General features: G+C 52.9%; 11 protein-coding genes, 2 tRNA genes, 3 rRNA genes and 1 other RNA gene. 13 read left to right on the top strand and 4 right to left on the bottom strand.

Annotation, left to right across the window (positions count from 1 at the left end; all coding sequences use genetic code 11):
• The first annotated feature begins 199 nt into the window (after positions 1-199).
• The 5 genes from LT85_RS21395 to rrf all read left to right on the top strand — a co-directional run bounded on the left by LT85_RS21395 (position 200) and on the right by rrf (position 5,524).
• A 16S ribosomal RNA gene (locus LT85_RS21395) occupies positions 200-1,730 on the top strand.
• Positions 1,731-1,852: 122 nt separating this feature from the next.
• Positions 1,853-1,929: transfer RNA gene (locus LT85_RS21390), tRNA-Ile, on the top strand.
• Between the two features lie 9 nt (positions 1,930-1,938).
• Positions 1,939-2,014 (top strand) — tRNA-Ala (locus LT85_RS21385).
• A gap of 333 nt (positions 2,015-2,347) precedes the next feature.
• A 23S ribosomal RNA gene (locus tag LT85_RS21380) occupies positions 2,348-5,220 on the top strand.
• Between the two features lie 191 nt (positions 5,221-5,411).
• Positions 5,412-5,524, top strand: a 5S ribosomal RNA gene (rrf, locus tag LT85_RS21375).
• The 16S, 23S and 5S rRNA genes sit together here with 2 tRNA genes alongside, the layout of an rRNA operon.
• Before the next feature lie 451 nt (positions 5,525-5,975).
• Here the strand turns inward: rrf and LT85_RS21370 are convergent.
• Positions 5,976-6,827, bottom strand: coding sequence for a patatin-like phospholipase family protein (locus LT85_RS21370; protein ID WP_052135582.1), 852 nt, complete (start codon positions 6,825-6,827; stop codon positions 5,976-5,978).
• 146 nt (positions 6,828-6,973) lie between these two features.
• On the opposite strand from LT85_RS21370, the gene LT85_RS21365 reads away from it, so the two are divergent.
• The 7 genes from LT85_RS21365 (at position 6,974) to LT85_RS21335 (ending at position 13,210) form a co-directional block, all read left to right on the top strand.
• The gene (locus LT85_RS21365) at positions 6,974-7,429 is read left to right on the top strand and encodes a GNAT family N-acetyltransferase (RefSeq protein ID WP_038493001.1); all 456 of its coding nucleotides are present in this window, start codon (positions 6,974-6,976) and stop codon (positions 7,427-7,429) included.
• Between the two features lie 195 nt (positions 7,430-7,624).
• Entirely contained in the window at positions 7,625-8,653 is a 1,029-nt protein-coding gene (locus LT85_RS21360; RefSeq protein ID WP_038497122.1) for a LacI family DNA-binding transcriptional regulator, read from the top strand.
• A gap of 17 nt (positions 8,654-8,670) precedes the next feature.
• Positions 8,671-9,678 (top strand): ABC transporter substrate-binding protein, encoded by a 1,008-nt coding sequence (locus tag LT85_RS21355; RefSeq protein WP_052135385.1) that lies wholly within the window; start codon positions 8,671-8,673, stop codon positions 9,676-9,678.
• A 2-nt stretch (positions 9,679-9,680) separates the two neighbouring features.
• Positions 9,681-10,520 carry an ABC transporter permease gene (locus tag LT85_RS21350; protein WP_038492999.1) on the top strand — a complete coding sequence of 280 codons (840 nt, stop codon included), beginning with the start codon at positions 9,681-9,683 and terminating at the stop codon, positions 10,518-10,520.
• A 13-nt stretch (positions 10,521-10,533) separates the two neighbouring features.
• The gene (locus LT85_RS21345) at positions 10,534-11,337 is read left to right on the top strand and encodes an ABC transporter permease (RefSeq protein ID WP_038492997.1); all 804 of its coding nucleotides are present in this window, start codon (positions 10,534-10,536) and stop codon (positions 11,335-11,337) included.
• A complete protein-coding gene (locus tag LT85_RS21340; protein ID WP_038492995.1) occupies positions 11,334-12,395 on the top strand; it encodes an ABC transporter ATP-binding protein in 1,062 nt (353 codons plus the stop codon). The genes LT85_RS21345 and LT85_RS21340 overlap by 4 nt, the downstream gene beginning before the upstream one ends.
• Positions 12,392-13,210: a phosphodiesterase gene (locus LT85_RS21335; RefSeq protein WP_038492993.1), complete on the top strand. Its 819-nt coding sequence runs from the start codon at positions 12,392-12,394 to the stop codon at positions 13,208-13,210. Before LT85_RS21340 ends, LT85_RS21335 begins: the two co-directional genes overlap by 4 nt.
• A 20-nt stretch (positions 13,211-13,230) precedes the next feature.
• On the opposite strand, the gene LT85_RS21330 is transcribed toward LT85_RS21335, so the two are convergent.
• Complete coding sequence (locus LT85_RS21330) at positions 13,231-13,557, bottom strand: barstar family protein (protein ID WP_038492991.1); 327 nt, start codon at positions 13,555-13,557, stop codon at positions 13,231-13,233.
• 181 nt (positions 13,558-13,738) lie between these two features.
• Complete coding sequence (locus LT85_RS21325) at positions 13,739-14,554, bottom strand: transporter substrate-binding domain-containing protein (RefSeq protein WP_052135384.1); 816 nt, start codon at positions 14,552-14,554, stop codon at positions 13,739-13,741.
• Between the two features lie 361 nt (positions 14,555-14,915).
• Here LT85_RS21325 and LT85_RS21320 point away from each other — a divergent pair, with 361 nt between their 5' ends.
• A complete protein-coding gene (locus LT85_RS21320; RefSeq protein ID WP_038492989.1) occupies positions 14,916-15,845 on the top strand; it encodes a sterol desaturase family protein in 930 nt (309 codons plus the stop codon).
• A gap of 108 nt (positions 15,846-15,953) precedes the next feature.
• On the opposite strand, the gene ssrA is transcribed toward LT85_RS21320, so the two are convergent.
• Positions 15,954-16,316, bottom strand: a transfer-messenger RNA (tmRNA) gene (gene ssrA / locus LT85_RS26255).
• Between the last annotated feature and the right edge of the window lie 18 nt (positions 16,317-16,334).

Here is a 16,334-nt window from a genome sequence, read left to right as displayed (position 1 = left end):
GTTCTTTAACAATTAACAGTCGATAAGTGTGGGCGTTTAATGGAAGTGCAGCGCTGCTGACGTAAGTCGGTGGCGTATAACTTAAAACATTAAATGTTCACAAAAGAAGAAAATAGGATGCTTCGCAAGAAGTAGCCTGTCAGTATTTTGAGTGAGCGATAGCAGAGATGCTAGGCAGCAATGCCACAAAACAGAGATTGAACTGAAGAGTTTGATCCTGGCTCAGATTGAACGCTGGCGGCATGCCTTACACATGCAAGTCGAACGGTAACAGGGAGCTTGCTCCGCTGACGAGTGGCGAACGGGTGAGTAATATATCGGAACGTACCTTTGAGTGGGGGATAACTAGTCGAAAGATTAGCTAATACCGCATACGATCTACGGATGAAAGCGGGGGCTCGCAAGACCTCGTGCTCATAGAGCGGCCGATATCTGATTAGCTAGTTGGTGAGGTAAAGGCTCACCAAGGCTTCGATCAGTAGCTGGTCTGAGAGGACGACCAGCCACACTGGGACTGAGACACGGCCCAGACTCCTACGGGAGGCAGCAGTGGGGAATTTTGGACAATGGGGGCAACCCTGATCCAGCAATGCCGCGTGAGTGAAGAAGGCCTTCGGGTTGTAAAGCTCTTTTGTCAGGGAAGAAACGGTGAGGGCTAATATCCCTTGCTAATGACGGTACCTGAAGAATAAGCACCGGCTAACTACGTGCCAGCAGCCGCGGTAATACGTAGGGTGCAAGCGTTAATCGGAATTACTGGGCGTAAAGCGTGCGCAGGCGGTTATGTAAGACAGGTGTGAAATCCCCGGGCTTAACCTGGGAATGGCATTTGTGACTGCATAGCTAGAGTGTGTCAGAGGGGGGTAGAATTCCACGTGTAGCAGTGAAATGCGTAGAGATGTGGAGGAATACCGATGGCGAAGGCAGCCCCCTGGGATAACACTGACGCTCATGCACGAAAGCGTGGGGAGCAAACAGGATTAGATACCCTGGTAGTCCACGCCCTAAACGATGTCTACTAGTTGTCGGGTCTTAATTGACTTGGTAACGCAGCTAACGCGTGAAGTAGACCGCCTGGGGAGTACGGTCGCAAGATTAAAACTCAAAGGAATTGACGGGGACCCGCACAAGCGGTGGATGATGTGGATTAATTCGATGCAACGCGAAAAACCTTACCTACCCTTGACATGTACAGAATCCCGAAGAGATTTGGGAGTGTTCGAAAGAAAACTGTAACACAGGTGCTGCATGGCTGTCGTCAGCTCGTGTCGTGAGATGTTGGGTTAAGTCCCGCAACGAGCGCAACCCTTGTCATTAGTTGCTACGAAAGGGCACTCTAATGAGACTGCCGGTGACAAACCGGAGGAAGGTGGGGATGACGTCAAGTCCTCATGGCCCTTATGGGTAGGGCTTCACACGTCATACAATGGTACATACAGAGGGCCGCCAACCCGCGAGGGGGAGCTAATCCCAGAAAGTGTATCGTAGTCCGGATTGTAGTCTGCAACTCGACTACATGAAGTTGGAATCGCTAGTAATCGCGGATCAGCATGTCGCGGTGAATACGTTCCCGGGTCTTGTACACACCGCCCGTCACACCATGGGAGCGGGTTTTACCAGAAGTAGGTAGCCTAACCGTAAGGAGGGCGCTTACCACGGTAGGATTCGTGACTGGGGTGAAGTCGTAACAAGGTAGCCGTATCGGAAGGTGCGGCTGGATCACCTCCTTTCTAGAGTTTGCATGAAAGTTAAGCGTCCACACTTATCGTCTGTTAATAAAGAAGAACAGGTATCGGTCAAGACTGTTGCGTGAGAGCGCAGTAGTTGATGGGTGGCTCGTACTGATCCAAGCGGGTCTGTAGCTCAGTTGGTTAGAGCACCGTGTTGATAACGCGGGGGTCGTTGGTTCGAGCCCAACCAGACCCACCAACAAGTTTCGGGGGTTTAGCTCAGCTGGGAGAGCACCTGCTTTGCAAGCAGGGGGTCGTCGGTTCGATCCCGTCAACCTCCACCAAGTTTCCGGTGGCACGAAGCAAGAAATATCAAACCTAAGTCGGCGCAGAGAGTGCGTTGGGATTTAGGTTTGGTCTTTTTAAGATCAATGGATTTACCGTTCTTTAACAATCTAGAAGAAGTAGTAAAGATTCGTCAGCAGACAAGACATTGTTTGTTGATGGGTATGATTGTATCAAATCAAAAAGTATGTAAAGAGTTCTCAAAAGAGTTGATGGGCGCAAGCTGCATCAACAACTGCGAAAACACTTTGGATACGGCAAACGCTAAACTCATAGAAATACCTCTATAACCGCTTTTTGGCTGTGAACGCAGTCAGAGGCTAACGTTATAGGGACAAGTGAATAAGTGCACATGGTGGATGCCTTGGCGATATCAGGCGATGAAGGACGTAGTAGCTTGCGATAAGCTGCGGGGAGCTAGCAAACAAGCTTTGATCCGCAGATTTCCGAATGGGGAAACCCGGCCCTAGTGGTCATTGCATACTGAATACATAGGTATGCAAAGCGAACGCGGCGAACTGAAACATCTAAGTAGCTGCAGGAAAAGAAATCAACCGAGATTCCCAAAGTAGTGGCGAGCGAAATGGGAACAGCCGCAAGTTTTAGCAGTGGACATAGTAGAACGACTTGGAAACGTCGGCCATAGAGGGTGATAGCCCCTTATACGAAATGATCATTGTGGAACTAAGCTTGCAACAAGTAGGGCGGGACACGTGTAATCCTGTCTGAACATGGGGGGACCATCCTCCAAGGCTAAATACTCGATATCGACCGATAGTGAACCAGTACCGTGAGGGAAAGGCGAAAAGAACCCCGGAAGGGGAGTGAAATAGATCCTGAAACCGTGTGCATACAAACAGTAGGAGCGGACTTGTTCCGTGACTGCGTACCTTTTGTATAATGGGTCAGCGACTTACATTCAGTGGCAAGCTTAACCGTATAGGGAAGGCGTAGAGAAATCGAGTCCGAATAGGGCGTTCAGTCGCTGGGTGTAGACCCGAAACCAAGTGATCTACTCATGGCCAGGATGAAGGTGCGGTAACACGCACTGGAGGTCCGAACCCACTAATGTTGAAAAATTAGGGGATGAGCTGTGGGTAGGGGTGAAAGGCTAAACAAACTTGGAAATAGCTGGTTCTCTCCGAAAACTATTTAGGTAGTGCCTCAAGTATCACCATCGGGGGTAGAGCACTGTTATGGCTAGGGGGTCATCGAGACTTACCAAACCATTGCAAACTCCGAATACCGATGAGTGCGAGCTTGGGAGACAGACGCCGGGTGCTAACGTCCGACGTCAAGAGGGAAACAACCCAGACCGCCAGCTAAGGTCCCAAAGATTGGCTAAGTGGCAAACGAAGTGGGAAGGCTAAAACAGTCAGGAGGTTGGCTTAGAAGCAGCCATCCTTTAAAGAAAGCGTAATAGCTCACTGATCGAGTCGTCCTGCGCGGAAGATGTAACGGGGCTAAGCCAGTCACCGAAGCTGCGGATATCCGTAAGGATATGGTAGGAGAGCGTTCTGTAAGCCTGCGAAGGTGTCTTGTAAAGGATGCTGGAGGTATCAGAAGTGCGAATGCTGACATGAGTAGCGATAATGGGGGTGAAAAGCCCCCACGCCGTAAGCCCAAGGTTTCCTGTTCAACGTTCATCGGAGCAGGGTGAGTCGGCCCCTAAGGCGAGGCAGAGATGCGTAGCTGATGGGAAGCAGGTTAATATTCCTGCACCGTCGTTAGATGCGATGGGGGGACGGATCGCGGAAGGTTGTCCGGGTGTTGGAAGTCCCGGTTTCTGTATCAGAGAAGGCTGTTAGGCAAATCCGGCAGCGTAATTCAAGGGTATGGGACGAGCCAATTTATTGGTGAAGCAATCGGAAGTGGTTCCAAGAAAAGCCTCTAAGCTTCAGTCTAACGAGACCGTACCGCAAACCGACACAGGTGGGCGAGATGAGTATTCTAAGGCGCTTGAGAGAACTCGGGAGAAGGAACTCGGCAAATTTGTACCGTAACTTCGGGATAAGGTACGCCCCGGTAGTTTGACTGGCCTGCGCCAGAAGGACGAAAGGGCTGCAATAAAAAGGTGGCTGCGACTGTTTAATAAAAACACAGCACTCTGCAAACACGAAAGTGGACGTATAGGGTGTGACGCCTGCCCGGTGCTGGAAGATTAAATGATGGGGTGCAAGCTCTTGATTGAAGTCCCAGTAAACGGCGGCCGTAACTATAACGGTCCTAAGGTAGCGAAATTCCTTGTCGGGTAAGTTCCGACCTGCACGAATGGCGTAACGATGGCCACACTGTCTCCTCCCGAGACTCAGCGAAGTTGAAATGTTTGTGATGATGCAATCTACCCGCGGCTAGACGGAAAGACCCCATGAACCTTTACTGTAGCTTTGCATTGGACTTTGAACCAATCTGTGTAGGATAGGTGGGAGGCTTTGAAGCGGGGACGCTAGTTCTCGTGGAGCCATCCTTGAAATACCACCCTGGTTTGTTTGAGGTTCTAACCTTGGTCCGTTATCCGGATCGGGGACAGTGCATGGTAGGCAGTTTGACTGGGGCGGTCTCCTCCCAAAGTGTAACGGAGGAGTTCGAAGGTACGCTAGGTACGGTCGGACATCGTGCTAATAGTGCAATGGCATAAGCGTGCTTAACTGCGAGACTGACAAGTCGAGCAGGTACGAAAGTAGGACATAGTGATCCGGTGGTTCTGTATGGAAGGGCCATCGCTCAACGGATAAAAGGTACTCTGGGGATAACAGGCTGATTCCTCCCAAGAGTTCATATCGACGGGGGAGTTTGGCACCTCGATGTCGGCTCATCACATCCTGGGGCTGTAGCCGGTCCCAAGGGTATGGCTGTTCGCCATTTAAAGTGGTACGTGAGCTGGGTTTAAAACGTCGTGAGACAGTTTGGTCCCTATCTGCCGTGGGCGTTGGAAATTTGAAGGGGGCTGCTCCTAGTACGAGAGGACCGGAGTGGACGAACCTCTGGTGTACCGGTTGTCACGCCAGTGGCATTGCCGGGTAGCTAAGTTCGGAAGAGATAACCGCTGAAAGCATCTAAGCGGGAAACTTGCCTTGAGATGATATTTCCCGGGAACTAGATTCCCCTAAAGGGTCGTTCGAGACCAGGACGTTGATAGGTCAGGTGTGGAAGCGTAGTAATACGTTAAGCTAACTGATACTAATTGCCCGTGAGGCTTGTCCCTATAACCTTAGCAGGTTATATGATGAGCTTTATTTGTTTGCCAAGGTTGAACCTCGAAAGAGATACCAACCGTTTGGACATTCATACCCAACCGGACTCATCCACCCCGATGAGTTCGGTATAAAAAACTACTTCTTCTAGATTGCGCGGTTTGTTGCTCCAACTGGAGAACAGACAGCGGTACAAGTTATGCCTGATGACCATAGCGAGTTGGTACCACCCCTTCCCATCCCGAACAGGACCGTGAAACGACTTTGCGCCGATGATAGTGCTGCAACCAGTGTGAAAGTAGGTCATCGTCAGGCTTTTATTAGAAAACCCTCTCAGCGATTGCTGGGAGGGTTTTTGCTTTGGGCTTTGGATTTGAAATTCGCATTGGCAAAATTACTTCGTAACGCACAGAGGCGTTGCAAAAATCCCCTCTCAGACCAACCCTCAAGCGGCATTCAGCGTCACAAAATACCACTCAAGCCGCCATTCAGCATCGCAAAAGGCGACTCAGGCCTCATGCCGAGTCCGCAATAATCGGTAACACACGCTGCAGCACCGGAAAATCACGCAGAAAACGCCTCTTCTCCCGCACAGTGCCTTCACATTCCTGCACAAATTCTTCACCCTACCCAAAATAACAGGCACAAAAAAACCAGTCAGCTCGCGCGACTGGCTTTCCCAAGCATTTCAATATGCTCAAAATTTTGTCGTTTCCTGGATTCATTGCAATTTAAGATTCCCGGCTTATCGGATTTCTTCTTCTTTTTAATGTGAATGTGGTCTGAGCGCATCTGGAATCGCCTGTTTATCCAGTCCGCCGGCTTCCAGCCAACGTCGTGTTTCGGCTGCGGCTCGGTCAATCAGAAGTCCGCACTGGCTGTAGTCGTAGGGTGATACATCCAGCGGACATAAGGGAGCGACCACAGCAATCGCTGCATGTGAAGACCAACGTTCCAGATCGGATACCAACTGCCGTGCGACCAGAAGATTGAGTGCACTCATGGCGTGTTCGAGCGCACCTTTAGGCTGGCGCCGTTCCGCGCAAGTAAATCCGGTAGTCAGCACAACGACACGAGTCGCTCCCAATCGAATTGCCGTGGAGATTGGCGTATTGTTGGCGACGCCGCCATCGATCAGCATATGTCCATCCAGTGCAACTGGTGGAAAAACACCGGGAATAGCGGTGCTGGCGAGTACGGCATCCACTGCTGATCCAGAAGAAATGACTACCTCATTACCTGTTTTCATCTCGGTCGCAACAACATATACCGGAAGATCGGTCTCCTCCAGCTTACGGTTGCCAAAATGCTCGTAAAGCAGTTCGCGCAATTTCGTGGAACTGACCAGGTGTGTGCCTTGTGCTCGAAAGGCACCCAGCACCGATAAAATCGACCAAGGCATGATCTGCTGGCGACGGATGCCACGCCACAAAAACTCGAGGCGCGTGGTGCCGGCCGCATGTGGTTGATAGGCAAAAAAGACACTGTTGATCGCTCCGGCGGAAGCGCCAACCAGGAAGTCCGGGCTTATGCCAGAGGCGATCAGTTCACGCAGCATGCCGGCTTCGATGGCGCCAAGACTGCCGCCGCCTGCGAACACAAACGCGGTCTTTTCCATATTGGTAACCTGTAAGGGCCATGGGCTGCGCATGGCGACACGTATAGCCTACTCCATCATGCCTGACAGCGCCAGAGTAGCGCTGAGCCTGACTTTCGGTCATTCAGTTAAAATCGCTTAACGATCACTGACAGATTTGAACGACCATGCGAATATTGAACGCCCCGAAGGTGTCCTTGGTTCAAGCAGAAGACAACGATTTTGAAGAGCTAGTCGCACTACGGATCGAAGCAATGCGTGAAAGTCTTGAACGGGTCGGTCGCTTTGATCCTGCTCGGGCAAGAGAACGTTTTCGCGCCGGTTTTTCTGCTATCCATACGCGGCATGTAATGGTGAATCAACAGCGTGCAGGGTTCGTCGTGGTTAAACCGGGGCCGGATCAATTGTTGCTGGATCACCTCTACATTCGTCCAGATTGCCAAGGACAAGGGATTGGCGCCGCGGTGCTGGAAAAAATTTTTGCAGAAGCGGATGCGCAAGCCATGCCGCTGCGCGTGGGGGCCTTGCGCGACAGTGATTCAAATCGCTTTTATCAGCGTCATGGTTTTCAGTTTCTCTCAGAGGAAGAATGGGATATCTACTATATCCGCTCGCCTCGCTAGCGTAGTCTCATCCATGCCAGCTCTAAAACTGGGACCGCTGGAGGGTTTCCGTTAGCCGATCTGATCAGACAAGTAACCTCGCCCCAACAGTTCGCAATATAACGGCAGAAAACTAATTTCGTTTGAGAGGTAAAACGTCATCAGCACGTAACATTGCGCAGGCACGATGTAAACGTTTACATCAATCACTACATCGTGCGTCCATCCATCAAACAAGTTGCTTTAGAAGCAGGCGTTTCGATCGCCACGGTATCGCGTTTGCTGAACAATCCCGACTCGGTCAGTATCGACACGGCCGGCAAGGTTAATCAGGCAATAGAGGCACTCGGTTTCCGGCCGAATTTCACCGGGCGCAACTTGCGTGCGGGGCGTTCACGGACGGTTGGCGTAGTGGTGCCGACTCTCTCTAATACTGTGTTTGCGCAATGCCTGCAAGGTGTAGAGCTGGCGGCGCGCCAGCGCGATTATTCGGTGATGCTTACGGCCACCGAATACCGCCAGCAAGATGAAGCCGCGGCGGTAGAGTTGTTGCTGGCCCATCGCGTTGATGGCGTCATCCTTACCGTCACGAACGCTGATGCCAGCGCCACACTGGATGTGCTTGAGCGCGAACAGATTCCATATGTACTGGTGTACAACCAACCGCAAGAAAGTACTCGGCCGTCGGTTTCAGTGGATAACCGGGCTGCTGCATATGATGCCGTCACTTATCTGATCCGGCTTGGCCATCAACGCATCCAGATGCTTGCTGGCCAGTTCCATGCCTCGGATCGCGCCATCCAGCGTTATCACGGCTATCTGCAGGCAATGCAGCAGCATAACCTGGTTCCGCTGGAACCGATTGAGGTTCCGCGCCATACCAATACTTCGCTTGCCTTCGAATATTTGCAGGCGTTTCGCAATCCGTCACAACGACCAAGCGCCTTGTTTTGTTCCAACGATTTGCTGGCGCTCAGTGCGATGCGCGATTTGCGCGCACTTGGTTTGCGGGTACCTGACGACGTCTCGATCATGGGCTTCGATGGCATTCCGCTAGGTGAACTGATGGAGCCGACGCTGAGCAGCGTCGAGCAGCCGTCCGAACAAATCGGCGAACTGGCGTTGCGCACGCTGGTGACCACGATTGAAGAGCAGCAGGGTGGCCATTTGGTCGTCGCATCGCACATATTGCCCCACACCGTCCGCATCGGCGGGTCGGTCAAACCGTTCACTTCTCACCGCTAAAACAGAAAGGAAGCAGCATGCGCTTAGCACGTGTTTTCCATGCGATGGTCGCCACCTTCGCCCTGGTCGCATCGGTCCATGCCGTTGCGCAGAATGCAATTTGCTATAACTGCCCGCCTGAATGGGCAGACTGGGCAACGCAGATCAAGGCGATCAAGGACAAGACCGGCATCACGGTGCCGCCCGACAACAAGAACAGCGGCCAGTCGCTGTCGCAGATCATCGCGGAAAAAGCAAGTCCCGTTGCCGACTTCACCTATGTCGGCGTGACCTTCGGGATTGAAGCGAAAAAGAAGGAAGTGATTACGCCATATAAGCCGGCCGGCTGGAATGAAATTCCAAATGATCTGAAAGATCCGGATGGCTATTGGTTCACGATTCATTCCGGCACCATGGGCATCATGGTGAATGTCGATGCGCTCAAGGGCAAGCCGGTGCCGCGTTCCTGGCAGGATTTGCTCAAGCCGGAGTACAAGGGATTGATCGGTTATCTTGATCCGGCCAGCGCTTTCGTCGGTTATGTCGGAGCGGTAGCAATCAACCAGGCGCTCGGTGGCACCCTGGATAACTTCACGCCAGGCATCAACTATTTCAAGGCGCTGCAAAAAAATCAACCGATCGTGCCTAAGCAAACTTCGTATGCGCGTCTGCTGTCTGGCGAGATTCCGATTCTGTTCGGCTATGACTTCGATGCTTATCGCGCCAGATACAAAGACAAAGCCAATGTCGCTTTTGTGATTCCTAGTGAAGGAACCTTGACCGTGCCTTACGTGGTCAGTCTGGTGAAAAACGGCCCGAATCCCGCCAATGCCAAGAAAGTGCTGGATTTCCTGCTATCCAACGAAGGCCAAGCTATCTGGGCCAACGCCTATCTGCGGCCGGTGCGCGCTTCCGCCATTTCCAAAGAAGCCCAGTCGCATTTTTTACCTGCGACAGAATACGCTCGCGCCAAATCTGTCGATTACGGCAAGATGGCAGAGGTCCAGCGCGCATTTAGCGAACGTTATCAGGCTGAAGTGCGGTGAGCATGCAACTGCCGAGACGGCGCATGCCGGCGCGACACCAGGTATATTTACTGTTTGCCGTTCCCGGTGTGACGCTGTTCCTGGCCTTCTGGCTACTGCCGATGCTGCGTTTGCTAGAGGTGGGCGCCAGTGGACCCACTGGGATTGCAGCCTACTTTGCGGTGATGACCAATCATCATTATTTGATGAGCCTGCTGTCCACAATGCTGTTGTCCGCCGTGGTGACCTTGGCGACATTGATGATTTCATCGTTCGTCGCCCTGTTTTTGCAACGCAACCGCTTCGCCGGAAAATCCGTCCTGCTCGCCATGTTGACCTTTCCTCTGGCTTTTCCGGGCGTAGTGGTCGGCTTCATGGTGATCATGCTGGCGGGGCGCCAAGGTTTGATCGGGTTAGTGACAAACTGGTTGCTCGGCGATTCCTGGGTATTCGCCTATTCGCTAGGCGGCCTGTTCCTGGGTTATCTGTATTTCTCGATACCACGCGTCATCCTCACGGTGATGGCGGCCGCAGAAAAGCTAGACCCGGCGTTGGAGGAAGCTGCGCGCTCATTGGGCGCCAATCCTCTACAGGTATTTGCCAACGTCGTGCTGCCGGCTTTGTCGCCGGCATTGATCTCATCCGGAGCAATCTGCTTTGCCACCAGCGTCGGCGCTTTCGGCACAGCTTTCACTTTGGCGACCAACATTGATGTATTGCCGATGGCGATCTATAACGAATTTACCAGCTATGCCAACTTTGCCATGGCGGCAGCATTGTCGATCGTGTTGGGGGCGATGACCTGGCTGGTGCTGGCGCTGGCCCGTTCGTGGTCGGGCAATACAGTCGGCGCTGCGGCATAGGACAGGGAACAGCATGCATAAATCCTTCCGCTTTTATCTCCAGCTCGGCTTTACCTTGTTGGTATGCGCATTCCTGATCGTGCCGATCGTATTGTCGATGCTGGCTGGTATCACTGATAATTTTTTCATCGGCCTTTCCAGTGGCTTTACCGGACGCTGGATAGCGCAGGTCTGGGATACCTACCAAGTAACGATCTGGCGTTCGATTGCGATTGCACTGGCCTGCCTAGTCGTCACAACAATCGCTGGCGTGCCGCTAGCATATATGCTGGCGCGCCACAATGGCGGCAACAGTCGTCTGGCGCGCGCCATCGAAGAATTGCTGATGATGCCGGTGGCAGTGCCGGGCTTGGCCACTGCGCTGGCACTGATCATGGCGTACGGCCAATATCGGGAGTTTCGCGGCAGCCTGTTATTTATCCTGGTCGGTCACGTGCTGTTCACCTTGCCGTTCATGGTGCGGCCGGTGCTGGCGGTGATGCAGTCCTCGCAATTGTCGGTATTGGAAGAAGCTGCGGCTAGCCTTGGTGCCGGATTGATGCAGCGATTTTTCGGCATTGTGATTCCCAACGTATTTTCCGGCATCCTGGCCGGTGCGCTGATGGTGGTCACATTGTCGATCGGCGAATTCAACATTACGTGGATGTTGCATACGCCACTGACCATGACCCTTCCGGTGGGACTGGCCGACAGCTATGCCTCAATGCGGCTTGAAGTCGGCTCCGCCTACACGCTGATTTTCTTCGTGATGATTATCCCCCTGCTGATCGCCATGCAATGGGTCACGCACACCACACGCTCAAGAGTCCGTTTATGAAGAATGCTGTTTCCATTAAATTAATCCAGTGCGGTAAAACCTTCGCCAATGGCGCACAGGCGCTGCAGCCTATAGAGCTGGAAATCCATCCGGGCGAAACCGTGGTGCTGCTGGGGCCATCGGGCTGTGGAAAAACCACGACGTTGCGCTTGATTGCGGGTCTGGAATTTCCAGATGCCGGCGGTCAGGTTTTATTCGGTGACGAAGACGTCACCGCCTTGCCGATAGAAAAGCGCGGCGTCGGCATGGTGTTCCAGAATTACGCTTTGTTTCCCAACATGACAGTCGGCGAAAACATTGCTTACGGCTTGAAAATCCGCAAGATGCCCGCCGCTCAGCGCCTCGAAAAAATTGAAGCGCTACTGGAGATGGTGCATATGCAAGGCTTCAGCCAACGCCGTATCGACCAGCTGTCGGGAGGCCAGAAACAACGGGTTGCGCTGGCCCGCGCGCTTGCTGTCGAGCCCAAGGTATTGTTGCTGGATGAACCGCTGACTGCGCTTGACGCCAAGTTACGTGAAACCCTGCGGGCCGACCTCAACCAGCTATTGCGAAAGCTTGGCATCACAGCCATTTATGTGACGCACGACCAGAGCGAGGCGATGGCATTGGGGGACCGTGTAGTGGTCATGGAACGTGGCAAGATTGCACAAATCGGCAGCCCGCAAGACATCTACTATCGTCCCGCCAACCATTTTGTCGCCGATTTCATTGGCACCATGAATCGCATCACAGGTACCGCATGCGATGGCCTGCTGCACTTTGCAGGCGGCCAGCTTCCATGCGATACCGCATCCGTTGGTAAGCGGACGACGCTGATGTTTCGACCGGAAGATGTCGAAGTCGTCGCCGGTGAAATGGACGACGCCAACATGCAAGGAGACATTCTGTCGACCTTCTTTCTCGGAGACAGGACCCGCTTGCTGATCGATGTCGGGACAGAGCAAGCTGTGGTGGTTGAAACCGGCAGGCGGGCATCCTGGCAGATCGGGGAGCGCATATCGTTACGTGTACCCGAGCATGCCTTGCTGCATTTTCATGACGAGGCACCAGCATGATTCTGTGCCAGATTTCCGATTTGCACATCAAGGCGCATGGCAAGAAATCGTATCGGGTGGTCGATACCGCAGAAAGCCTGAGGTGCTGCGTGGCGCAGATCAATCAACTCAAGCAGCGGCCTGACGCGGTGGTGATTACCGGCGACCTGGTCGATTTCGGCCTGCCGGAAGAGTATGCGTTCTTGCGCCTGCTCCTGCAGCCTCTGACGATGCCTTATTACCTTTTGCCCGGGAATCACGATGACCGTGATGCCCTGAGAGCGGCCTTTCCAGAGCACTCGTATCTTCAGCAAGGTACGGACAGAATCGAGTACGTGATCGATGAACATCCGCTGCGCATAGTCGCGCTGGACACGGTCATTCCACAATCCAGCGGCGGTGCATTGGCAGCCGCTAGCTTGGCTTGGCTGGACAAGGTACTGACGGCGCAGCCAGACACGCCGACCGTGATCGTGATGCACCATCCGCCGTTTAAAACCGGCATCGGCCACATGGACAACATAGGCCTGGCGCAGCCGCATGCATTGGCCGCCGTGGTGCAAGCTCATCCACAGGTAGAGCGAATTCTTTGTGGTCACTTGCATCGCGCCATCCAGGTACGTTTTGGCGGTACCATTGCTTCAACCTGTCCTGGCGTAGCACATCAGGTTGCATTGGATTTGAGTCCGCAGGCAGCATCCCGGTTTGTGATGGAACCGCCGGCGTTTCAATTGCATCTGTGGGATGCCGATGCGGGCTTGATTAGCCACACTGCCTATATCGGAGAGTTCGACGGGCCGTATCCGTTTTACGACGGAGACAAGCTGATCGATTAAGGGGCGAACTACAGCGACGTCTAGCGCAACGTCAGTTTCAGCGCTGGCTTTTCACCGTAGTCGTCGTAACGTTCGTTGATTGCAGAAATGCAGAACTCAAGCTCTTCGATGATTTCCGCGGCATGCTGGCGCAGCTTTTCGCTGTGCAGCACCTCGATGTTCAGTATTTCATTTTCCTTGAGCCGGAACTTGCTCATGCCGTCTTCATCGCGCAGATAACTCAGGCAATCGATCCAGGCACTCATGTTGCGGCCATAGAATTCGGGGAAGCCGAAGACCTTGGCGGATTCGTTATGGAAGCTTTCCCAACTGGTGATGATGTCGCCATTCAGGCTTGCGGTTGGCATGCTGTTTCTCCCTGCGTAATGGATGTCATGTCGCGAACTTACCACATCTTCGACGGCCGGTTGCGGGCATATCTTGGCGTAGCAGCAGTGCTGGAATCGATGTGAGCGAGAATTAGCCCGGAAATAAAAAATGGGCTCCGTTGACGGAGCCCATATTCATTTGTGACAACCTGCTTCCGGGTTACTCAATCCCGCTATGCAACACGCTGTCAGGCAGCGGCGCTTTGAACCAGCGTTGGGCATTGACGTTGAGCATGCCGTTTTTCTTGATACTGGTCAGCATTGTATTAATCTTGTTCAGCAACGCAGTTTCGTTCTTGTTAACACCAATGAAGCAAGGCGAGTCTTTCAGCACGATTTTCAACTGTGTGTTTTCGGCCTGCTCTTTTGTGAAGGCGGAAATCAGTACGTTGCCCGCCGCCAGCAGCTTGGATTCACCTTGCAGATAGGATTGTTCCGCTTCCTTGCTGGTGCCGAAGCGCTTAATGATGGTAGATGGCGGTGCAATCTTGCTCAGCTCGACATCTTCTATCGAATCCTTGAGGACCGCGATCGATTTACCAGTCAGGCCGGCCGCATTTTTCACGTCCAGATTTGGGGCCCCGAAAACGCCAAGATAAAACGGCGCATAGGCTTGCGAAAAATCGATCTGTTTCAAGCGCTCCGGATTTTTACCCAAGCTGGAAATCACCAGGTCGACATGGTGGTTCAACAATGAAGGAATACGGTCGGCGCTCGCCAGCGGCACCATATCGAGCTTGACGCCCAACTCCAGCGAAATCATCTTGGCGATCGATATGTCGAATCCTTCCAGCGATTTGTACGGATTTTCCGCACCGAAGGGCGGGGTATCCTTCGGCACGGCGATACGAATCGCGCGCCGGCTCTGGATGTCGTCCATCGCATCCGCACGGCTTTCAACAGCAGGTAACAAGCTGCCAGCGATGGCAATGAAATAGATAAAAAAGCATGCAAATATACCGGCGTGACGCTTCACAAGAAGACTCCCAGAATGAATTGAATATGTTCATATCCATCCATGATGACGATGGCAGAGACACTGCTGCAATGCCCAGCAGCACCGGATTTTATGTCTGCGTGGAAAGTTTGTATACGGGAGAATTACGTAAAATTTCTAACTGTTGCGCGCTTCCCACTCGTGTCGGATCTTGGCCGGAATACTGATATTGCATCGCTGATAATTTTCAAGTTTCCAGCGTCATTTTTTCCGCTAATCGAGCCCTCTCGACAGAGTTCCGCACTAGCCGTCGCTACTTCCTCGCAAAAAACTGGCGCGGCGTAAGCCCGGGGGTTACATTGAGATAAATTACTCCCGATGCAAATCAAAGGTTCGATGTATGTACTCGCTTGATAAATTCCTGCTATTCGTCGCGACACCGGCCGTGCTTGTTTTTGCGCTGATTGAAGCTGTCGTGCTGTCCCGTCGTCAACGTTACGGTCAACGTTACGACTGGCGCGCATTCGGCGTTTCCTCGCTGGATTTTCTGGTGCGCACAGGTCTCAACATCTTTGTGCCTTTGTCACTGGCAACGCCGCTGATACGGTTGGCTTATCAACATCGCCTGGGTGTGATCCAACTGGACGGCTGGCTCATGGTGCTGTTGTTGTTTCTCGGCCAGGAATTTTGCTATTACTGGTTTCACAGAGCGTCGCACAGAGTGCGCTGGTTCTGGAGCAACCATGCAGTACATCATTCTCCCAACCAATTGAATTTGTCGGCGGCAGTGCGCATAGGCATACTGAGCAAACTGGCCGGCACCGCCGCGTTTTACGTGCCGCTGATATGGCTTGGCTTTAACCCACGCATCGTGTTCGCTGTACTGTCGCTGAACCTGTTGTATCAATTCTGGATCCATGCCACCTGGATTCCGAAATTGGGCTGGCTCGAAGGCATTCTCAATACACCCTCGGCACATCGCGTGCACCATGCCGCCAACCTTGACTACCTGGATGCGAACTACGGCGGCGTGCTGATCATCTTCGATCGCATGTTCGGTACCTATACCAAGGAGCGCGACGACCTGCCTTGCCGTTACGGCCTGGTGCAGCCGTTGACCAGCCACAACCCGTTGCGGATCGAATTTATCGGATGGGTCGGTTTGCTGCGCGATCTGGCTGGAGCACGTAGCCTACGCGCTTTCTTCGGCTATCTGTTCATGCCCCCTGGATGGGCGCCGGATGGAAACGGCAGTACCACAGACGAATTGCGAAAGCGCCAGCTTGCAGCCGACAGCCAGCGTGGCTCGTTAACGACTTCGGTTAATTAATGAAGGATGAGGGGGAAATAAAAAAGCTGCCATTCAGTGGATATTTGGCGGTTGAGACAACCGGGAAATACTCACTGAATGACAGCTTGGACTTCTGAAACAAAAGAGTGGTGGAGGCGGCGGGAATCGAACCCGCGTCCGCAAGTCCTCTACAGACAGTTCTACATACTTAGTGCTGTCATTTGATTTAACCCAGCCGACGCGGACGCACACGCTTCGTTCAGGCGAGTCACCTAAATTTAACTGTTAGCCAAGTAACCCGACTAAAAGCGATTCCCTGTATATGACTCTACTGCTGTTTTACCAGCCCACCCCAGGGACGAGATGGTGTAGAGCTAACCGGTTATTAAGCGGCTAGTGCGTACGAGTTATCGTTTGCAGTTAGATCTATTCCGATTGTATTTACGAGGTAGTCGGTCCTCGGTATGCCCTGCGCTGCTTTGTAACCCACGTCGAAACCAGGTCGCCCCCAAGCAGACTGTCATTGTA

The sequence above is a fragment of the Collimonas arenae genome, from assembly GCF_000786695.1.
Classification (GTDB): Bacteria; Pseudomonadota; Gammaproteobacteria; order Burkholderiales; family Burkholderiaceae_D; genus Collimonas; species Collimonas arenae_A.
This window is presented reverse-complemented; position numbering and strand designations above follow the sequence as displayed.

What these genes read in the sequence shown, in the direction of transcription:
- LT85_RS21370 (WP_052135582.1), bottom strand. Translation starts at nt 6,827, where the DNA reads ATGGAAAAGACCGCGTTTGTGTTCGCAGGCGGCGGCAGTCTTGGCGCC.
- LT85_RS21365 (WP_038493001.1), top strand. Translation starts at nt 6,974, where the DNA reads ATGCGAATATTGAACGCCCCGAAGGTGTCCTTGGTTCAAGCAGAAGAC.
- LT85_RS21355 (WP_052135385.1), top strand. Translation starts at nt 8,671, where the DNA reads ATGCGCTTAGCACGTGTTTTCCATGCGATGGTCGCCACCTTCGCCCTG.
- LT85_RS21350 (WP_038492999.1), top strand. Translation starts at nt 9,681, where the DNA reads ATGCAACTGCCGAGACGGCGCATGCCGGCGCGACACCAGGTATATTTA.
- LT85_RS21345 (WP_038492997.1), top strand. Translation starts at nt 10,534, where the DNA reads ATGCATAAATCCTTCCGCTTTTATCTCCAGCTCGGCTTTACCTTGTTG.
- LT85_RS21340 (WP_038492995.1), top strand. Translation starts at nt 11,334, where the DNA reads ATGAAGAATGCTGTTTCCATTAAATTAATCCAGTGCGGTAAAACCTTC.
- LT85_RS21335 (WP_038492993.1), top strand. Translation starts at nt 12,392, where the DNA reads ATGATTCTGTGCCAGATTTCCGATTTGCACATCAAGGCGCATGGCAAG.
- LT85_RS21330 (WP_038492991.1), bottom strand. Translation starts at nt 13,557, where the DNA reads ATGCCAACCGCAAGCCTGAATGGCGACATCATCACCAGTTGGGAAAGC.
- LT85_RS21320 (WP_038492989.1), top strand. Translation starts at nt 14,916, where the DNA reads ATGTACTCGCTTGATAAATTCCTGCTATTCGTCGCGACACCGGCCGTG.